The organism is Niallia sp. MER 6 (assembly GCF_023714395.1).
In the GTDB taxonomy this organism is placed as follows: Bacteria; Bacillota; Bacilli; order Bacillales; family Cytobacillaceae; genus Niallia.
On record NZ_JAMAUK010000015.1, the window covers coordinates 26450 to 45108 of the forward strand.

General features: G+C 41.1%; 14 protein-coding genes and 1 pseudogene. 13 read left to right on the top strand and 2 right to left on the bottom strand.

The features are described from left to right. Window positions 1–130 precede the first annotated feature (130 nt). A complete protein-coding gene (gene treP / locus M3600_RS17280) occupies window positions 131–1564 on the top strand; it encodes a PTS system trehalose-specific EIIBC component (RefSeq protein WP_233316035.1) in 1434 nt (477 codons plus the stop codon). A 40-nt stretch (window positions 1565–1604) separates the two neighbouring features. On the opposite strand, the gene M3600_RS17285 is transcribed toward treP, so the two are convergent. Further along, entirely contained in the window at window positions 1605–2543 is a 939-nt protein-coding gene (locus M3600_RS17285; RefSeq protein ID WP_251646865.1) for a Gfo/Idh/MocA family protein, read from the bottom strand. A gap of 139 nt (window positions 2544–2682) precedes the next feature. Between M3600_RS17285 and M3600_RS17290 the strand changes: the two genes are divergently transcribed. Next, window positions 2683–4014: an MATE family efflux transporter gene (locus tag M3600_RS17290; protein ID WP_233316033.1), complete on the top strand. Its 1332-nt coding sequence runs from the start codon at window positions 2683–2685 to the stop codon at window positions 4012–4014. Window positions 4015–4069: 55 nt separating this feature from the next. Here the strand turns inward: M3600_RS17290 and M3600_RS17295 are convergent, their stop codons facing one another. After that, window positions 4070–5434 (bottom strand): MATE family efflux transporter, encoded by a 1365-nt coding sequence (locus M3600_RS17295; protein WP_251646867.1) that lies wholly within the window; start codon window positions 5432–5434, stop codon window positions 4070–4072. 333 nt (window positions 5435–5767) lie between these two features. Between M3600_RS17295 and M3600_RS17300 the strand changes: the two genes are divergently transcribed. From M3600_RS17300 to M3600_RS17350, 11 genes and pseudogenes are all read left to right on the top strand, one after another. Further along, entirely contained in the window at window positions 5768–6973 is a 1206-nt protein-coding gene (locus M3600_RS17300) for an MFS transporter (protein ID WP_233316031.1), read from the top strand. A 475-nt stretch (window positions 6974–7448) separates the two neighbouring features. Beyond that, window positions 7449–8465: a PTS sugar transporter subunit IIC gene (locus M3600_RS17305; protein WP_233316030.1), complete on the top strand. Its 1017-nt coding sequence runs from the start codon at window positions 7449–7451 to the stop codon at window positions 8463–8465. A 64-nt stretch (window positions 8466–8529) separates the two neighbouring features. Beyond that, window positions 8530–10044 (top strand): PucR family transcriptional regulator, encoded by a 1515-nt coding sequence (locus M3600_RS17310; RefSeq protein ID WP_251646869.1) that lies wholly within the window; start codon window positions 8530–8532, stop codon window positions 10042–10044. A 136-nt stretch (window positions 10045–10180) separates the two neighbouring features. Then, on the top strand, window positions 10181–10858 hold the full coding sequence (locus M3600_RS17315) for an aspartate/glutamate racemase family protein (RefSeq protein WP_251646871.1): 678 nt from the start codon (window positions 10181–10183) through the stop codon (window positions 10856–10858). 48 nt (window positions 10859–10906) lie between these two features. After that, window positions 10907–12529: an OPT/YSL family transporter gene (locus M3600_RS17320; RefSeq protein ID WP_233316027.1), complete on the top strand. Its 1623-nt coding sequence runs from the start codon at window positions 10907–10909 to the stop codon at window positions 12527–12529. 10 nt (window positions 12530–12539) lie between these two features. After that, window positions 12540–13595, top strand: a complete 1056-nt coding sequence (locus tag M3600_RS17325; RefSeq protein WP_233316026.1) for an S-methyl thiohydantoin desulfurase family protein — start codon at window positions 12540–12542, stop codon at window positions 13593–13595. A gap of 20 nt (window positions 13596–13615) precedes the next feature. After that, window positions 13616–14560: a DUF1177 domain-containing protein gene (locus M3600_RS17330; protein WP_233316025.1), complete on the top strand. Its 945-nt coding sequence runs from the start codon at window positions 13616–13618 to the stop codon at window positions 14558–14560. A 57-nt stretch (window positions 14561–14617) separates the two neighbouring features. Then, window positions 14618–15289 (top strand): AroM family protein, encoded by a 672-nt coding sequence (locus M3600_RS17335; protein ID WP_251646873.1) that lies wholly within the window; start codon window positions 14618–14620, stop codon window positions 15287–15289. Window positions 15290–15305: 16 nt separating this feature from the next. After that, window positions 15306–16255, top strand: a pseudogene (locus M3600_RS17340) (aminopeptidase). Between the two features lie 243 nt (window positions 16256–16498). Then, complete coding sequence (locus tag M3600_RS17345; protein ID WP_251646874.1) at window positions 16499–17866, top strand: FAD-dependent oxidoreductase; 1368 nt, start codon at window positions 16499–16501, stop codon at window positions 17864–17866. Window positions 17867–17952: 86 nt separating this feature from the next. After that, window positions 17953–18561: a DNA-3-methyladenine glycosylase gene (locus tag M3600_RS17350; RefSeq protein ID WP_233316157.1), complete on the top strand. Its 609-nt coding sequence runs from the start codon at window positions 17953–17955 to the stop codon at window positions 18559–18561. The last annotated feature ends 98 nt before the right edge of the window (window positions 18562–18659 follow it).

Genomic DNA, 18659 nt, shown 5'->3' on the forward strand with positions numbered 1-18659 from the left:
ACACAACATGTATATACAACATATAATTGAAAGCGTAAACAGTTTACTTGTATATACATGTTTATGTAATCGCAATCATATTAGTATAGATAGAAACAACTTTTGTTTACGGAAAAAAGGAGGAAGAACTATGAGCAAGTATACAGAACCAGCGAAACAGCTCCTTGAACATGTCGGTGGAAGCGATAACATTTCTGTTGTTACTCATTGCGCGACAAGAATGAGATTTGTATTAAAAGAACCATCAAAGGCAGATGTTAAAAAGGTAGAGGAAATCGGCTTAGTTAAAGGTACTTTTACTCAAGCAGGACAATTCCAGGTTATTATCGGAAATGAAGTATCGTCTTTTTATAATGACTTTATTAGCATTGCAGGTGTAAGTGATACGTCAAAGGATGATGCAAAGCAAGCAGCGAAGCAAAATATGAATTTCCTGCAACGAATGATTGCACACTTGGCAGATATCTTTACACCGTTAATTCCAGCAATCGTTGTTGGGGGGTTAATTTTAGGATTCCGAAACATCATCGGTGAAATCAAAATGGTTGATGGTGGTACAAAAACATTGGTGGAAGTATCCCAATTTTGGGCAGGAACAAACGATTTTCTTTGGTTAATTGGCGAAGCGATATTTCACTTCCTCCCAGTTGGTATAACATGGGCAGTTACTCGGAAAATGGGTGCGACGCAAATATTGGGAATTGTACTAGGTATTACACTTGTTTCACCACAGCTGCTTAATGCTTACGCTGTGGCAAGCACACAAGAAATTCCATTCTGGGATTTTGGCTTTGCTCATGTTGACAAGATTGGTTATCAAGCACAAGTGCTACCGGCAATATTTGCAGGACTGCTGTTCTCCTTCTTGGAGCTGCGTTTGCGCAAAGTCATACCTAATGCAATCAGCATGATTGTTGTGCCATTTTTAGCATTAGTTCCGACAGTTCTTATTGCGCATACTGTGTTGGGCCCTATCGGCTGGCAAATCGGTTCATTTATTTCAGATGTTGTTTACTCAGGTTTAACATCTTCATTAGGCTGGCTGTTTGCTGCAGTATTTGGCTTTGCATATGCGCCGCTTGTTATTACAGGCTTGCATCATATGACCAATGCAATTGACTTGCAGCTTATGAGTGAATTTAACGGCACAAACCTGTGGCCAATGATTGCTTTATCAAACATCGCTCAAGGTTCTGCTGTATTGGCAATGATCTATATTAACCGCAAGGATGAAAGAGAAAAGCAAGTCTCTATTCCAGCAACTATCTCTTGTTATTTAGGAGTTACAGAACCGGCAATGTTCGGTATTAACTTGAAATACGGCTTCCCATTCTTAGCAGCTATGATTGGCTCTATGATTGCAGGTGTGATTTCAGTTGGTTCCCATGTTATGGCGAATTCCATTGGTGTCGGCGGACTTCCAGGCATTCTGTCCATCCAGCCGCAGCATATGGTAGCATTTGCAATCGCAATGGTTGTTGCAATCGTCGTTCCATTCGTATTGACTATCATCTTTGCAAAAGCAAATATGGGCAAAGTATCTTTGAAAAAATTCAGAGCATAAACAATAAAAAGCAGCTGAGCTTCAGCTGCTTTTTGCTGTTTTAGTTTCGCAAACTTTCAAGTACAACTTGAGCTTGATACCCATCATAAAAGTCTGGCAGATCTGCCTCCTTATGATGAAGAGCATTAACCAATTCGTTCATTAGTGATGAAACTGATGTGCTTTCAACAAGCTTTTCAAAGTCGCATCCCTGCTTAGCTCCATAGAGCTCAGACCAATCCTCCAGCGCGAGTGTTCCTTCTGTGCCATATGCAGTAAATTTCACCACTTCTTTTCCTGCTGTTTGGCTCATTCCGTTAATAAAGACAGGTGTTCCGTCTTCCAGCTCGAGGACAGCGAGAATGCTGTTTTCTGAAAGATTTTCGTCTTCCGGAAAGGAAACGCTGCGATGGACCAATTGAACGGGTCCGAAAATCTTTTGGATTTGCTGAATCCAATGGACGCCAACCTCCAGCACAAATCCGCCTTGTTCTCTGCTTCCAACCCAATTATTTTGCTGCCATGCTCGCGGCCATTGGGGGAAATGCATTTTTAGCTCTAGGCGGCGCAATTTGCCGATATAGCCTTCTTTAATATAAGAAGCAAATGTTGCATTGCCAGAGCTGTAATTAAGGGGAAAGTTCATTGCATGGATAATGCCCGCATCAGCCGCTTGTTTATATAAGCTCTCCGCTTCCTCTACAGAATTAGCTAAAGGTTTTTCGCAAAGTATATGCTTTTGCTCAAGCACACAATCTGTAACGATTTGATGGTGGAATTTAGGCGGAACTGCGACATAAACTAAGTCTATATCTGCGTTTTTAAGCATTTCTTTATAATCAGTAAAGCCTTTTGCCTTTCCAATTGCAGCAACAGTGCTGTTTAGCAGCTCCTCTAATGGATCACAAACAGCGGTAATTTCCATCTCTGGATGCTCTGTAAAGCTTTTGATAAGCCGCTGCCCAATTGCTCCTAAACCGATAATTCCTACTTTAAACATGTTCATCTCTCCTAATTAGTTGGACTAATAATAGTTTATCAGTTTTTTGATTATTCTGGCATAACTTGAAAAAATATTTCAATAGGGAAAAACTAGAGTGATATAATATTGAAAAAAAGGGCTAGGAAGGAGCAGTGTTGTGACACATCGATATTTTTTATCACTGGCATTGCCGTTAATCTTTGCGACGATAACTGTTCCATTGCTTGGTGCTGTTGATACGGCTGTTGTCGGACAGCTGCCAGATCCAGCATATATTGGCGGAGTCGCTGTGGGCACCGTTATTTTTAACACCATTTATTGGCTGTTTGGTTTCCTTAGGGTCAGCACATCAGGATTTGCCTCCCAAGCGTTAGGAGCAGGGGATGATGTGCAAAGCTCAATGGCCTTTTTTCGGCCTGTCTGCATTGCTCTTATTGTCGGTATAGCAATTATCTTACTTCAAGAGCCGATTTTTAAGCTGTCTGTTGCATTTTTAGGAATTCAAGGAAATGTAAAGGAAGTAAGCTCATTATACTTCCATATTAGAATTTGGGCAGCGCCTTTTGCATTAATGAACTACGCTGTTTTAGGCTGGTTATTAGGAATGGAGCAAATTAAAGCAACGGTGCTCATTCAATTACTGATGAACATTCTTAATATCGTTTTGGCAGTTGTACTTGTCCTGTTTTTTAATTTTGGAGTGGCAGGTGTTGCCATTGCCGCATTATGTGCAGAAGTATTTGCGTTCCTATTAGGTATCATACTTTTAATTAGCAGCGGCAAAATGAAGAACAGCCTGAACAGGAAGGAACTGCTTGGTCATCTTTATGACCGGGAGCCATTGCAAAAAATGATGCTAGTTAACCGTGATTTGTTTATCAGAACGGTTTGTCTGCTGGCAGTCTTTAATATATTTACTGCCAAAGGTGCTGTGTATGGTGAAGAAATTTTAGCTGCTAATGCTATCCTCATTCAAATACATTACATAATGGCTTATTTTTATGATGGGCTTGCCAATGCTGCCAGCATTTTGACAGGAAAAGCAGTAGGGCAAAAGAACAGCCAGCTGTATAAGGCAACCGTCAAGAAATCGTATTTCTGGTCATTTGCCTTTTCGGCTGCAATCAGTCTGACATTTTTGCTGAGCAAGGATGCGGTCATCCCGTTATTTACAGTAGTAGAAGAGGTTGTTGCCATTGCAAAGCAGTATGATGTATGGCTTGTGCTTTTCCCCCTTGCCTCAAGCATAGGCTTAGTCTTTTATGGAATTTTTGCAGGTGCCTCAGAAGCTGGGCTGGTTAGAAATAGTATGCTTGGCTCTGTTGCAGTATTTTTACTCATCCTCTTCCCGTCAACGCTCTTCTGGGGTAATCACGGATTATGGCTTTCCTTCATTGTTTTCAGTCTGTTCCGCTCCATCCTTTTAATTCTTTATATGCCAGCTTTAACGAGGAGGCTGAAATTCTTAAACAGGGAAAAGGCTGCCTAGAAGAGAGCTCAAAGAAAAACACCGCTTCTTAGTGTAAGAAGCGGTGTTTTTTATGTTAAATATGGACTTTGGCAGTGTTTTTAACTCGAACTCGCTCCCATGGCCTTGACAGCCAGCGTTTGCAGGCGAAGATTCCTCTGAACCACTCATCCATACCTTGGGCAAGCCAAACGCCGAGTAATCCTAAGCCGAAGGTTATACCAAGAGTATAGCTTAGCGTAACGGCAATTCCCCACATAGAGACCATGCCGATGATGACAGGGAAACGAACGTCTCCGGCAGACTTTAAGGAGCTCATAAGTACAATATTCATAGCTCTTCCCGGCTCGGTAAATACGACAGCCCATAAGATTGGCAGACCGATAGCTATGATCTGATAATCATCTGTAAACAGCTCTAATATTGGCGAACCAATCATTGCCATAGCAACAGCAGCTGTAAGGGATGCTACCATAGCAATTCTTAATGTTTTTATGCCCCGTTTCAATGCACGGTCATATTGCTTTCCGCCAATATATCTTGCTACAAGAAGCTGTGTTCCTTCTGCAATAGCGACAGTGAACAAGTAACAAAGCATGGAAATATTGGTTATATACACTCTTGCTGCCAAGGAAGCATCACCTAAAGAAGCAACAATTGCTGTAATTACTAACTGGGAAAACTGATAAGACAAGTTTTCACCTGCGGAAGGAATGCCGATATAGAGCATTTCCCTAACATCCTGTTTATTGACCTTAATAATATCCTGTACTTTAAATGTCAAAGCGATTCTGCGGTAAACGATATAGAGCAAAACCACAACGGCAAATGCACGTGCAATTACAATCGTCCATGACACCCCAACTACTCCTGTAATTGGCAAACCGAATAATCCAAATATGCTCATTGCATATCCTATAACACTGATGACATTCATCATAATACTGACAATCATTGATTCTTTCGTAAAACCGTGGCTGCGCAATACTGCGCTTAGTGCAAGTGAAAGAGATTCTAAGAAGAGGGAAGCACCACAGATGCGGATAAAAATAAGCCCGTAATTTAAAACTTCTCCTTGTATATCAAATAATCGTAACAAAGGCTCACCGAAGACTAAAACGAGGATAGCAACAATCACTCCGAACCAGACGTTGAGGCCGACTGCTGATCTGGCGAATTGTCTTGCCTGACTTAATTGATTAGCTCCTAGTCTTTGCCCGATTAAAATCATGGCTGCGATGGAAGTGACGTTGAAAACAAGGATGAATATCCCGAGTAACTGGTTAGCCACTCCGACCCCTGAAGCTGCATTGTCTGAATAATGGCTGAGCATAAGTGTGGCGATAACCCCCATCCCCATATGCAATGCAAGTTCGATAAACAGAGGCCAAGAAATGTTAAAAAGTGACTGTTCCTGCATTTTATTAGATGTAACGTTCAAACTTTATATCCCCTTTACATTTAAAGATTATTGGCAAATATAAGAACCATTTTATGCTTATTTATTAGAAAGTAAAGAGGAAAACATCAATTTTTTCTGGAAAATTTTACACTGTTTTGCATAGAGTAATAGGTTTGTTCTTATTCAAGAAATAATGCGTTTTCATTATGTTTTTTAGCTATTTTTCTTAAATATTCTGATATTTACAAACTGATTTTTGTGTTAGTCAATAAAAATGTAATGATTACTGTCAAGACACGTGTTAATATAATACTTGGTTATCATAAATCGCTTATAGATGGAAAAACTATAGAAAAGTTGTAGGAGGATTGTATGAAAAAAGAAATATCAAATAAAAAGCTGCTGGGAATAGCAGGCCTTGGCTGGCTGTTCGACGCAATGGATGTCGGTATGTTATCGTTCATCATTGCTGCTCTGCAAGTAGACTGGGGTTTGTCCGTTAAAGAGATGGGATGGATAGGAAGCATTAATTCCATCGGAATGGCAGTAGGTGCATTCTTGTTCGGCATTATGGCAGATAGAGTCGGCAGAAAAAATGTCTTTATTATAACGCTATTACTGTTCTCTATCGGCAGCGGAATATCTGCATTTACAACCTCGCTTTGGATGTTCCTTATCCTGCGGTTCTTAATTGGTATGGGATTGGGAGGAGAGCTCCCTGTGGCATCAACACTTGTCTCAGAAAGTGTTCCTAATGAAAAACGGGGGCGAGTTGTTGTTCTGCTAGAAAGCTTTTGGGCATTTGGCTGGCTGATTGCAGCAGTCATCTCCTATTTTATTATTCCGAACTTTGATAATGGCTGGAGAATTGCACTGTTGATCAGTGTTCTGCCTGCAATTTATGCTTTATATTTAAGGTTGAAGCTGCCTGACTCACCGAAATACTTGAAGGTAGAGCAAACAAAAAGGCTGACAGCTTGGGAAAGCATCAAAACAGTCTGGTCAAAAGATAATGCTAAAAACACAGCAATGCTGTGGGTACTGTGGTTTTGTGTTGTCTTTTCCTATTATGGGATGTTCCTTTGGCTGCCAAGTGTGATGGTGCTTAAAGGCTTCAGCTTAATTAAAAGCTTCGAATATGTTCTGATTATGACATTAGCACAGCTTCCAGGATATGCACTTGCAGCATACTTAATTGAAAAGGTAGGCAGAAAGTTTGTACTCGTTGTGTTCCTAATCGGTACGGCAATCAGTGCTTATATGTTCGGAACAGCAGAAAGCACAGCCTTGCTGATGACTTCTGGAATATTGCTTTCCTTCTTTAATCTTGGAGCATGGGGAGCATTATATGCCTACACACCTGAGCAATATAAGACAAATGTCCGCGGAACAGGAGCGGGAATGGCAGCTTCCTTTGGGCGAATTGGGGGAGTACTCGGCCCATTGCTAGTTCCATATCTTGTAGCACAAAATATTTCAATCGCCGGTATATTTACGATTTTCTGTATTGCAGTCCTTGTAGGAGCAGCAGCTGTATTCTTTTTTGGAAGAGAAACGAAGAATACAGACATTGCTTAGAAAGAATAGGGTAAATTCCCTATTCTTTTTTTATTTTAAAAAAACTGCAATTGTGAAATAAATATAGCGTTATTCCTGCGTATAGCAAAAAAAATATCTTAAAAAACAACAATATAGAAAAAAATGAGCTGGAAATCTTCCATATTGGTTAAAAATGAGAACGCTTTAATATATTCAGAAATAAAATAATTATTTACATTTTCAGAATATTGGTGATATTATTGCTTCACAATAACTTGTTTTAGGAGGAGAATATCATGAAAGCAAATGCAATCTTAACTTCATCACTCATTATTATTCTCATACTCAGCACGTAGGATTAAATGAACCCCCCATTACTATTATAGGGAATCGTTTAGTCCAGTTTTTGTTGTATCAAACAAGGGCGCTAAACGTGATGTACGAATGGTGCCTATCCGGAATCTGCGGACAGGCTTTTTTATTGGAGAAAATTAAAACAAGGGAGTAGAGAGAGATGAATAAAAAAACTTTTATGGATGGTTTATATAAAGCATCAGCAGGAATGTCAAATGCCGTGTTGGTTACATTAGGACTTGGCTTGCTGCTTGAATCAATCGGAAAAGCGCTAGGGTGGGATACTCTTACCCACATCGGCTCTGTAGCTAAAGTGCTATTGGCACCTGCCTTCGGGGCGGGAATTGCCTATCAGCTTGGCGGTAATACATTAGTGATTTTTAGCGCGATGGTCTGCAGTACAATTGGAGGGAATGCACTGCATGCCACAGAGTCAGGCATGGTCCTTGTTACAGGGCAGCCAATCAGTGCCGTTCTTGCTGCAGTAGTGGCAACAATTGTTGGTAAAAAAATTGTCGGCAAAACTATTTTGGATATGATTGCTATTCCAGCAGGTGCTATTCTAGTTGGTGGATTTGCGGGTGTTGGCTTGGCTTATGTTACAACACCGCTATTAGAGTGGATCAGTGCTGAAATTACTTCTTCTGTGCAAGGTTCACCATTAGTTGCATCAATGGTTATTTCATTGGTTTGGAGTATTTTGTTAATGACACCGGCTTCGTCGGCAGCCCTGGCAATTGCCTTGCAGATGGATCCAGTTTCAAGTGCTGCTGCACTTATTGGCTGTACCGTTCAATTTGTTGGATTTACGGCAATGTCTCTACGTCAAAACGATATGGGTGGCTTCTTGGCACAGTCGATCATCACACCAAAGGTGCAGTTCCCGAATATTGTGAAAAATCCGTTGCTGATCATTCCGCCATTTGTAGCAGCCGTTATTTGTGCACCAATCGCTACATTAGGCTTTGGCTTTACAGCAACTTATGAATTAGCAGGACTTGGCTTGAATTCTTTAATTGCTCCAATCAGCATTTTGGCAACACAAGGTGCGAGCGGATTCTTAACATATATGGCATTAGGAGTTGTTCTTCCAATAGCCATTACACTGCCTTTATACTATGTTGTTTTAAGAGTCGGCTGGGCAAAAACAGGCGACTTAGCAATGAAGGTACAATAATAAATTAAAAAAAGGGCTTTCGGATGAAACGAAGGCCCTTTTTTTCATAGGGGTGAAGCAACGCATGAATCCATCTGGCATTACATTAGAAGAGTTGTTAATGCTTCCAGTTTTAAGGGAAGCAAGTGTAATAAGTGGAAAGGAGGGGCTCTGCCGTGTTGTTCAATTTATCGATATTATGGAAGTGCCTGATATTGACGGTTGGTTAAGGGAAGGAGAACTGCTGTTGACCACAGCTTATTCTTTAAGAGATGATCTCTCAAAGCTGCCAAAGGTTGTCGAAATGCTTGCAAAGGCAAATGCTGCTGCACTTGCTATAAAGCCAGAAAGATATTTACATGAAATGCCGCAGGAAATGATTGATTTAAGCAATCAGCATCAGCTGCCCATCATTCAGCTTCCGCCAGGAATTCCCTATATTGATATTACTAATGCTGTCATGGAACAGATTCTGAACAAGCAGGCTTCATTGCTCAGAAGATCGGAGGAAATTTATAAAAAGCTGACAACATTAGTTTTAGAAAACAGCGGAATCCAAGTGGTTGCCGATAATGTCTCGCAAATGCTGAATGCGCCAATCTCTCTGCTCGACAAGCATGGCAATATGATTGTTTCTTCCAACTCTATTACAAGCGAAACATCTGCAAATATGAGCTACTGGGATATTACAGTAGATAAGGAGCATGTGGGAACATTCATACTTCAAAAAGAATGCCTTGATGAAATGGAAATGGTATGTGTAGAGCAGGCCAGACTTGTGTTCTCATTAGAACTGATGAGAAGAAAAACAGCCGTTGATACTGAAAATAGACTAAGAGGAAGCTTTATGGAGGAGCTTATAGCAGGAATTTACTTACCGCAGGATGAGGTAGTCACAAAAAGCAGACAGTTTGGGCTAAATCCAGATGCTATGTGGCAGGTGGTTGTCTTTGAACTGCAAGGGCTGTTAGAGGAAGATGCAGGCATGCTAGTTCAGCTGCAGACTTCTTTAAAAGAGCTGGAAGGGTTACAAGGTATTAAAATATACAGTCTCTTCCAAGGAAATAGGCTTGTAATAATCCAGTCGAGCAGTTCAAATTCACTTTGGAGGCCTGAGCACTGGTCTAAGCAGCTAGAGCCGTTTACAAAGAGATATAAAGGACTTCAAGTAGGAATAGGTGGCTATTCCTTGCTATGGGATATTCATTTGAGCTACCAAGAGGCAAGAAACGCAGTCAAGATAGGGAGAAGCTTAAATAACGATCAGCAGCTTCATAACTTTGATGATGTGGAGCTATTTAAATTGCTGTTAGACAGCACAGAATATATTAATTTTGATGCTGTCATCGAAAGAAAGATTGGCAAACTATTATCATATGACAGAGAGACGGGCAGTGAGCTTGTGAAGACATTATTTTATTACTTATCAACAAATGGCAGTTTGTTAGAAACAGGTGAACAATTATTTATCCACCGAAACTCTGTCAAATACCGAATAGATAAGGTAAAGGAAATGTCTGGATTAAAACTAGAATCTTTCTATGAAAAGTTTTCATGCTATCTTTGTATATATTTCCATTTATTTCGAATTTCTAGGTGAAATTCCTGCTCATTGTGCTCAGAGCACAATGGGCTTTTTTATTTTTTGTATTTTCGGGACATTGTTTGCAATTTATATAATCGGTAAGATAGACACATTAACAAATTTCAGAAAATTAAATCAATAGGAGGAAATTATGATTGGAGTTATCCGGGTTTTCACCGCAAAGGATCCTGAAGTAGTTAACAGCCATGGAAATAAAATCAATTCTTTATATGGAATTCCTGTCATAAACAGATGTATTCCGGAACAGCCACAAGGTATTCATGATGCTGCCACAGAATTAGCAGCGGTGCCGAAGATAGTGGCATTAGGAATCGAAATGGAGGAAGAAGGCGCAGAGCTGATTGTAATAAGCTGTGCAGCAGATCCAGGTATAAAGGAGCTGCGTGAGGCTGTTTCGATTCCTGTCATCGGTGCAGGCAGTGCGGCTGCTTTGACTGCACTGGCAATAGGAAAGCCTGTAGGAATCATCGGTATAACAGAGAAGCCTCCGATTGTGATGGAAGAAATCCTCGGTGAAAAGCTAGTAGCCTACTTGGTGCCGGAGGGTGTTGCGAATACAACGGATCTAATGAAACCAGAGGGGAAGGAGAAGGGGAGACAAGCAGTCCTAACCCTGCTGGAGCAGGGAGCAGAAACAATCGTCTTTGCTTGTACTGGCTTCACAACCATTGGTCTTGCAGATATGTTGCGGAAGGATATGAATATTCCGATTATCGATGCAGTAGAGGCGGAGGGCTTAATTTCCGCATATATAGTGAACTCCTCCTTTAATAGAAGTGGTCAAGGTGGATTAGGCGTCCTTCTCTAGATAATATAGTGAAAATCAACTTACAACTTTGTAATGGAGGGCCATTAAATGAAACAATTCAAAGAAGAAAAAAAGCATCCACGGCTGTTTGAGCCATTTTCGTTAATTTTAACAACTATCACAGCAGTATTCGGAGCCATTATTGGGATGCAGATTATCGTCTCACTTGGAGTAACGCCTAATACATCGATTATCGGTGCTCTTGTCGCTATGCTGATAGCTAGAATACCAGTAACAATCCTGTCGAGATACAAGTCAGTGCATCGGCAAAACCTTATTCAAACATCTATCTCCTCCGCAACCTTTGGGGCAGCCAACAGTTTGTTGATTCCAATCGGTATACCTTTTTTAATAGGTGCTCCTGATCTTATTATACCGATGTTAATAGGCGCAGCGCTGGCAATGTTTGTAGATGCTGCGATTCTGTATAAACTGTTTGATTCAAAGCTTTTCCCAGCATCAGGAACTTGGGCGCCGGGTGTTGCCACAGCACAAGCAATTGTTGCAGGTGATAAAGGGGGGAAACGGGCTGGTCTGCTTGGAGTCGGCGCCGTAATTGGCATAGTCGGCTCCATACTGCATATTCCAATGTCCGCTTTTGGTGTAGCGTTTATCGGAAATATTTGGGCGCTGTCCGTATTTGGGATTGGCTTGCTGTTCCGCCAATATTCTATCCCAGTGTTTGGCGTCGATGTGAATGCATTATATATTCCCCATGGCATTATGATTGGCGCCGGTATTGTAGCGCTTGTGCAAGTTTCTATATTGATTTTCAGAAAAGAAGGCAAGGAAAGCAGAAAAGGAAGAAAAGAGATTGCTGCCGCAGTAGACAAGCCAGAGGCCGAGACTTTTACTACTCCTATTAAAACAGCTCAGAAAACGTTAGGTTTTGGCTTTCTTGCCTACCTCGTCATTGCATTAATTCTGGCCCTTGTTGGAGGTCTCATGACACAGATGTCATTAGGCATGCTCCTTGCTTTTCTCTTGTTTGCTGCCTTTGCTGCATTCGTACATGAGCTTATTGTCGGGATTGCCGCCATGCATTCTGGCTGGTTCCCAGCATTTGCTGTAGCCTTCATTACCCTATTGTTAGGGATGATGATCGGTTTTCCACCGCTTGCCTTAGCTCTTCTTGCCGGGTTTAGTGCAGCCACAGGTCCAGCATTCGCCGACCTTGGCTATGACTTCAAAACAGGCTATATCCTGCGTGGAAAAGGAGAGAATCCTGAGTATGAGGTGGACGGAAGAAAGCAGCAATATATGACGTCACTTCTGGCTTTTGGGATTGCTTTATTGACTGTTTTGTTCACATATAAAGGCTACTTTGCTAACAATCTTGTACCGCCAATCGATGCTGTTTATGTTTCTACCATTCAAGCAGGCACATCGACAGACGTTGCAAAACAGCTCTTAATATGGGCAATACCAGGAGCATTGCTCCAATTAATTGGCGGACCGACCCGCCAAATCGGCATCATGTTTGCAACAGGATTGCTTATATTGACACCTTATGCCGGTATCGCTGTTCTTGCAGGTATTATTATTCGACTGCTGTGGGTCAAGAAAAAAGGAAAAGAAGCAGAAACACCAATGAGCATATTGGCAGCCGGATTTATAGCTGGTGATGCCTTGTACAGCTTCTTTAATTCCGTATTCAAATTAGGGAAGTGAGGAATATAAATTGGCTATTAAATTAGATGAGTATACAGTAGAGCATGCCGTTTATGGAGGAGCAGTCCTTGGCGGAGGTGGAGGGGGCAAAATTGCAGACGGACTTCAAATCGGCCGGCTTGCCCTTGAAATCGGTCATCCGATTTTAAAGACAGCAGAGGAAATGGAAGATGAGGACCTGCTTGTGACTGTTTCCCTTGTCGGGGCACCTGCAGCAAAGGAACAATATGTGAAACCGATGCATTATATCAAGGCTATTGATTTACTTTCACAGGCAATGAACGAGCCAATTCGCGGAATTATCACAAATGAAAATGGCGCGAGCACAACTGTTAATGGCTGGTTTCAATCAGCCGTAACTGGTTTGCCTGTTGTGGACATTCCTTGTAACGGAAGAGCTCACCCGACAGGAATAATGGGATCTCTTAATTTATCTGAACAAGCCGGATTTATTTCTCATCAGGCTGCTGTCGGCGGAAGAGGCGAGCGCTTCCTGGAACTCTCCATCTCAAGCTCTTTAGATATAGCAGCTAGTACTGTGCGGCAACTGTCAGTGGAAGCAGGCGGTTTAGTGGCTGTAGCCCGCAATCCAGTTCCAGTTGCTTATGCAAAGAAACATGGAGCAAGCGGTGCGATTCAGCAGGCAATCCAAGTGGGAGAAGCGCTTTGCTCTCACAAAGGAGAAGCCGCTATTGACAGCGTAGTCGCTTTGCTTGGCGGAAAGGTCATCGCCGAAGGGACAGTTACTGATTTTGTGCTGGAAACAACAGGCGGCTTTGATGTTGGCACGGTGACGATAAATAAGGATTGGAGCATGAGCTTTTGGAATGAATATATGACGATTGAAAAGGATGGAATCCGCTACGGAACATTTCCAGATTTAATTATGACACTTGATGCTAAAACTGGCCGGCCGGTTGTTACGGCAGAGGTGGAAAAAGGGCAGAACTTAGCTGTGATTATTGTTCCAAAGGAAAAACTGATTTTAAGCAGCACAATGAGAAATCATTCATTGATGTGTCCAATCGAAAAAATAATCGGCAAGCAAATTATTAATTATCTATAAAAATTACTGGAGGGATTACAATGGCGCTTAAACAAACACTGAAGGCAATTGATTTACTGGATAATGCTTATGTAACGGGAGAGACAGCTGCTGAGCTATTTAAGGAGTATCCTAACATAGAGGTAAAAGTTGAAACTGTCAAAGGCGAAAAAGGCAGCACGGATTTTATTAAGGTGACAATACCAGGTTCTGACGGCAAACTTGCGGGAGGAAGTGCTCCGACTGTTGGTATCATTGGAAGATTAGGGGGAATAGGAGCACGGCCAAGCAGAATTGGCCTTGTATCAGATGCTGATGGTGCTGTCGCTGCGATTGCTGCTGCACTTAAATTAGCTGAGATGCAGGCAAAGGGCGACACCCTTGTAGGAGACGTTATTATCACAACACATATTTGTCCAAATGCGCCGACAAGACCTCATGAGCCAGTGGACTTCATGGATTCACCAGTCGATATCTTGACGATGAACAAACATGAAGTTGTTCCTGAAATGGATTGTATTCTGTCTATTGATACAACTAAAGGAAATCGCGTGATTAATCATAAAGGCATCGCCATTTCACCAACAGTTAAAGAGGGCTACATACTGCGGGTTAGTGAGGACTTGCTGCGGATAAAAGAAATGACCACTGGAAAATTTCCTGTTACATTTCCAGTAACCTCGCAAGATATAACTCCTTATGGGAACGATCTGTATCATATAAACTCGATTCTTCAGCCTGCTGTTGCAACAAGTGCCCCTGTTGTAGGCTTGGCAATCACCGCTCAATCCATTGTCCCAGGGTGCGGTACAGGCGCAAGCCATGAAACAGATATAGCAGATGCTGTCCGCTTTGCAATTGAAGTGGCAATAGAGACAACGAACGGAACTTGTGAATTCTACAGCGCGTCTGAATTCAGCCGTATCACAGAATTGTATGGTTCAATGCAGATTTTACAGACGATGGGCAAAACAGCTGCTGTTTAAATACTAACTTAGAGAGGAAGTTTGCTTCCTCTCATTTTATTAGAGGGGAGACTAATCATGAAAAAACTAGGTATGATCACAATTGGTCAGGCGCCAAGAATGGATGTTGCTCCTATTATCCAAAAGCATATTAAGGAAACAGCCGAATTAGTCCAGGTGGGAGTATTGGATGGTCTTACTAAAGAGCAAATAGAAGCTGATTTTTATCCAGAAAAAGGGGAATATGTGCTGACATCAAGGCTTACAAACGGCGAATCTGTCATCATGTCAAGAGAGAAGATAAAGCCGATTTTACAGGATAAAATTAATTACTTAGAAAGAATAGGAATAACGCAAATTTTGCTTTTATGTACAGGTGTCTTTCCTGGATTAACGACGAAAAAAGCCTATCTAATTGAACCAGATCATATCATTCCGCCTACAATACATGGACTGACAGGGAAACGCAAGCTTGGTGTGATTGTTCCTCTTGAGCAGCAAAAGGAAACTTCCTTTCCTAAGTATTCACCGTTTGGAATGAACCCAGTGTTTCAAGTGGCAACTCCTTATGAAAATGACCTAACTGAATTCCACAAAGCAGCTGCAATGCTGAAGGAAGAAGCAGATCTTATTTTACTTGACTGCATGGGCTACACAGAAAATTTAAGACGAGAAGCAGAAAAGATTACCGGCAAGCCTGTCATACTGTCTAATGCATTGATCGCCAAGCTTGTTTCCGAAATGATATAAGGAAAGAGGGAGGAAAATGAAAGAGAAAATTATCGAAGTTAGTAAAGGACTGCTCGTTAATTGTTTGGATTTGAAAGAGCAGGAGTCATTTCTTGTTATAGCTGATGATGAGAAGAAGGAGATAGGAGAATGCTTGTATCTTGCAGGTAAAGAGCTTGGCGCAGAAGCGATGCTGATGATAATGGGAGAAAGAAATCATTCTGGTGAAGAGCGCCTTTAGCTGTAGCAGCAGCAATGCTACAGGCAGATGCAGTCATATGTGCTACAAAGCATTCCTTAACACATACACAAGCAAGAAAAGCTGCTGCAGCAGCGGGATCAAGAATTGCTACAATGCCTGGCATAACAGAGGACATGTTTTTGGAAGGTGCCATTTCTGCAGACTATAGCAAAATTAAGACAATAACAGAAAAAATAACAAAATTACTGACAGACAAAAGCACTGTGACAATAGTCAAGGCTGGCTGCTCCTTAACTTTTGATATAAAAGGAAGAAGCGGAATACCGAGCACAGGAATGTATGTGAATAAAGGAGAATCAGGCAATTTGCCTTCAGGTGAAGCTTATATTGCACCTGTTGAAGGATCAGCACATGGTAAAATCACAGTAGACGGCTCTATTGCAGGTATTGGTCTTCTGACATCACCACTTATTCTCACTATTCACGAGGGAAGGCTCGTGGAAGCAGAGGGAGATCAGGGACAAGAGCTGCTGGAAATGCTGGGGACCGGCGAGGGAAGATTGCTCGGTGAATTTGGCATTGGCACAAACGAGAAAGCAAGAGTTACTGGTGTCGTGTTAGAAGATGAAAAAGTTTATGGCACTATACATATAGCCTTTGGCAGCAATATGACATTCGGAGGAACTGTCTTTGCAGGAGTACATATAGATTGTGTTGTCATGCAGCCGCAGGTATTTTTGGATGATCTTTTGTTAATGGAAAATGGAGAATTACTAGCTGAATAATGATATAGGCATAAAGCTTGGGAAAAGCACTGCATGTTCCCAAGCTTTTTTGGCAAAAATAACACGTGAAATAATTATTTGTGAAATTAATCACAAAACCCTTGCATGCGAAAAAAATGTATGTATAATAAAGGTATGAACAAATTGTGAATGACATCACATAATTTGTGATTTTTTTCACTAATAATGTGAAATAGTTCACAACTTTTACAAAAAATTCTCTTACAAAGGAGCTTCAAAATTATGAAAGTTATTGTAATTGGATGTACACACGCTGGTACAGCGGCAGTTAAAACGTTAGCTAATGTAAATAAAAATATAGATATTACTGTTTATGAAAAAAATAATAACGTATCATTTTTATCTTGTGGAATCGCCTTATATGTCGGCGGTGTTGCGAAGGACGCAAATCAATTATTCTATTCTTCTCCAGAGGAGCTTAAAGCATTAGGTGCGAATATGCATATGGAGCATGAAGTGCTGGAGATTAATACAGATAATAAAACAGTACTTGTGAAGGACTTGAACAGTGGCGAAACTCGCACAGATTCTTATGATAAATTAGTAATGACAACAGGTTCTTGGCCAATTATTCCACCTATTGAAGGTATTAAACTTGGAAATATTCTTTTGTCTAAAAACTTCAACCAAGCAAATGAAATTATTGCGAAAACAAAAGATGTTAACCATGTTACTGTAATCGGCGCCGGCTATATCGGAGTAGAGCTTGTAGAAGCTTTTGAACAAAACGGCAAAAAGGTAACGCTTATTGATAGTGAAGACCGTATCCTGAATAAATATTTGGATAAAGAGTTTACAGATATTATCGAAGCCGAGCTTCAAGGAAAAGATATTGAGCTTGCATTGCAGCAAACTGTTACTAAATTTGAAGGAAATGAAGCAGGAAATGTAACAAAGGTCATCACAACAAAAGGAGAATATGAAACAGATCTCGTTATTCTGTGCGTAGGCTTCAGACCGAATACAGGCTTGCTGAAAGATAAGGTTGACCTTCTGCCAAATGGCGCAATTAAAATTAATGAGTATATGCAAACTAGCAATCCTGACATCTATGCTGCAGGCGACAGCTGTGCGGTAAATTACAACCCAACAGGTGATAAAGTGTATATCCCGCTAGCAACAAACGCTGTGCGCATGGGAACATTAGCAGGTTATAATATCGCCGGGCAAAAAGTGAAATATTTAGGAACACAAGGAACTTCTGGCTTGCATCTGTTCGGATTGAGCATGGCATCAACAGGTCTTACAGAGCTGACAGCAACAGCAAATAAAATTCCTTATGAGGAAGTAACGGTTATTGAAAATGACCGTCCAGAATTCATGCCGACATTTGAACAAGTACGTTTGAAAGTTCTTTACCATCAAGAGACTAGAGAAATTATCGGCGCACAAATTATCTCTAAAGCAGATATGACACAAATGATGAATACTTTATCTGTCTGCATCCAAACAAAAATGACAATAGATGAATTAGCATTTGTTGACTTCTTCTTCCAGCCGCATTTCAACAAGCCTTGGAATACATTGAACCAGGCAGGCTTGGCAGCAGTTGCAAAACAAGCTGAGAATAGTGTGCCGGCACATGTATAAATAAATGCAGGAAAGCTTAGGTATCCCCTAAGCTTTTTTTGTGTTTTATGAGAAAATAAAAATAAAAAGCGCAGGTGACCTAAATGATTGATTATATAAACACAACTACAGAGGAAATTGCCAGACAGCTGTTAGGTAAGCTGCTCGTTCACCAAACACCAGATGGTATTTATTCAGGCTATATAGTGGAAACGGAAGCTTATATTGGAGTTGAAGATATGGCATGTCATACTTATGACGGCAAGCGGACTCAAAAAGTTGAATCGATGTATCAAACAGGTGGGACAATCTATATTTATACGATGCATACACATGCCATGCTCAATATCGTCACAAAGGAAGAAGGAGACCCGCAGGCAGTCCTTATTCGTGCGTTGGAGCCTGCAGATGGAATGGAGAGAATGGAAAATAACAGAAAGGTTACTGGAGTTTCCATAAGCAACGGACCTGGAAAACTGACGAAGGCAATGGAAATTACTAAGGAGCTAAATGGAAAGATGCTTAATGAATCTGCTCTTTCGATTGATGCTCGCCTAGGAAAGACGCCGGCTAGCATTGCAGTATCAGCAAGGGTTGGCATCCCGAATAAAGGAGAATGGACGTCTAAACCATTGCGGTTTTATGTAAAAGGGCATCCTTATGTGTCAGGTATGAGAAAAAAGGATTATCAAGAATTAGTTGATTGCTGGCTTTAAAATGGGAGGGCTGCTTGCACATAAAATACAAAAGGAAATCAGATAGCGCTTTCACAACAGTCCTTCTTCGGCTATGATGTTATTAAGGAAACATATAG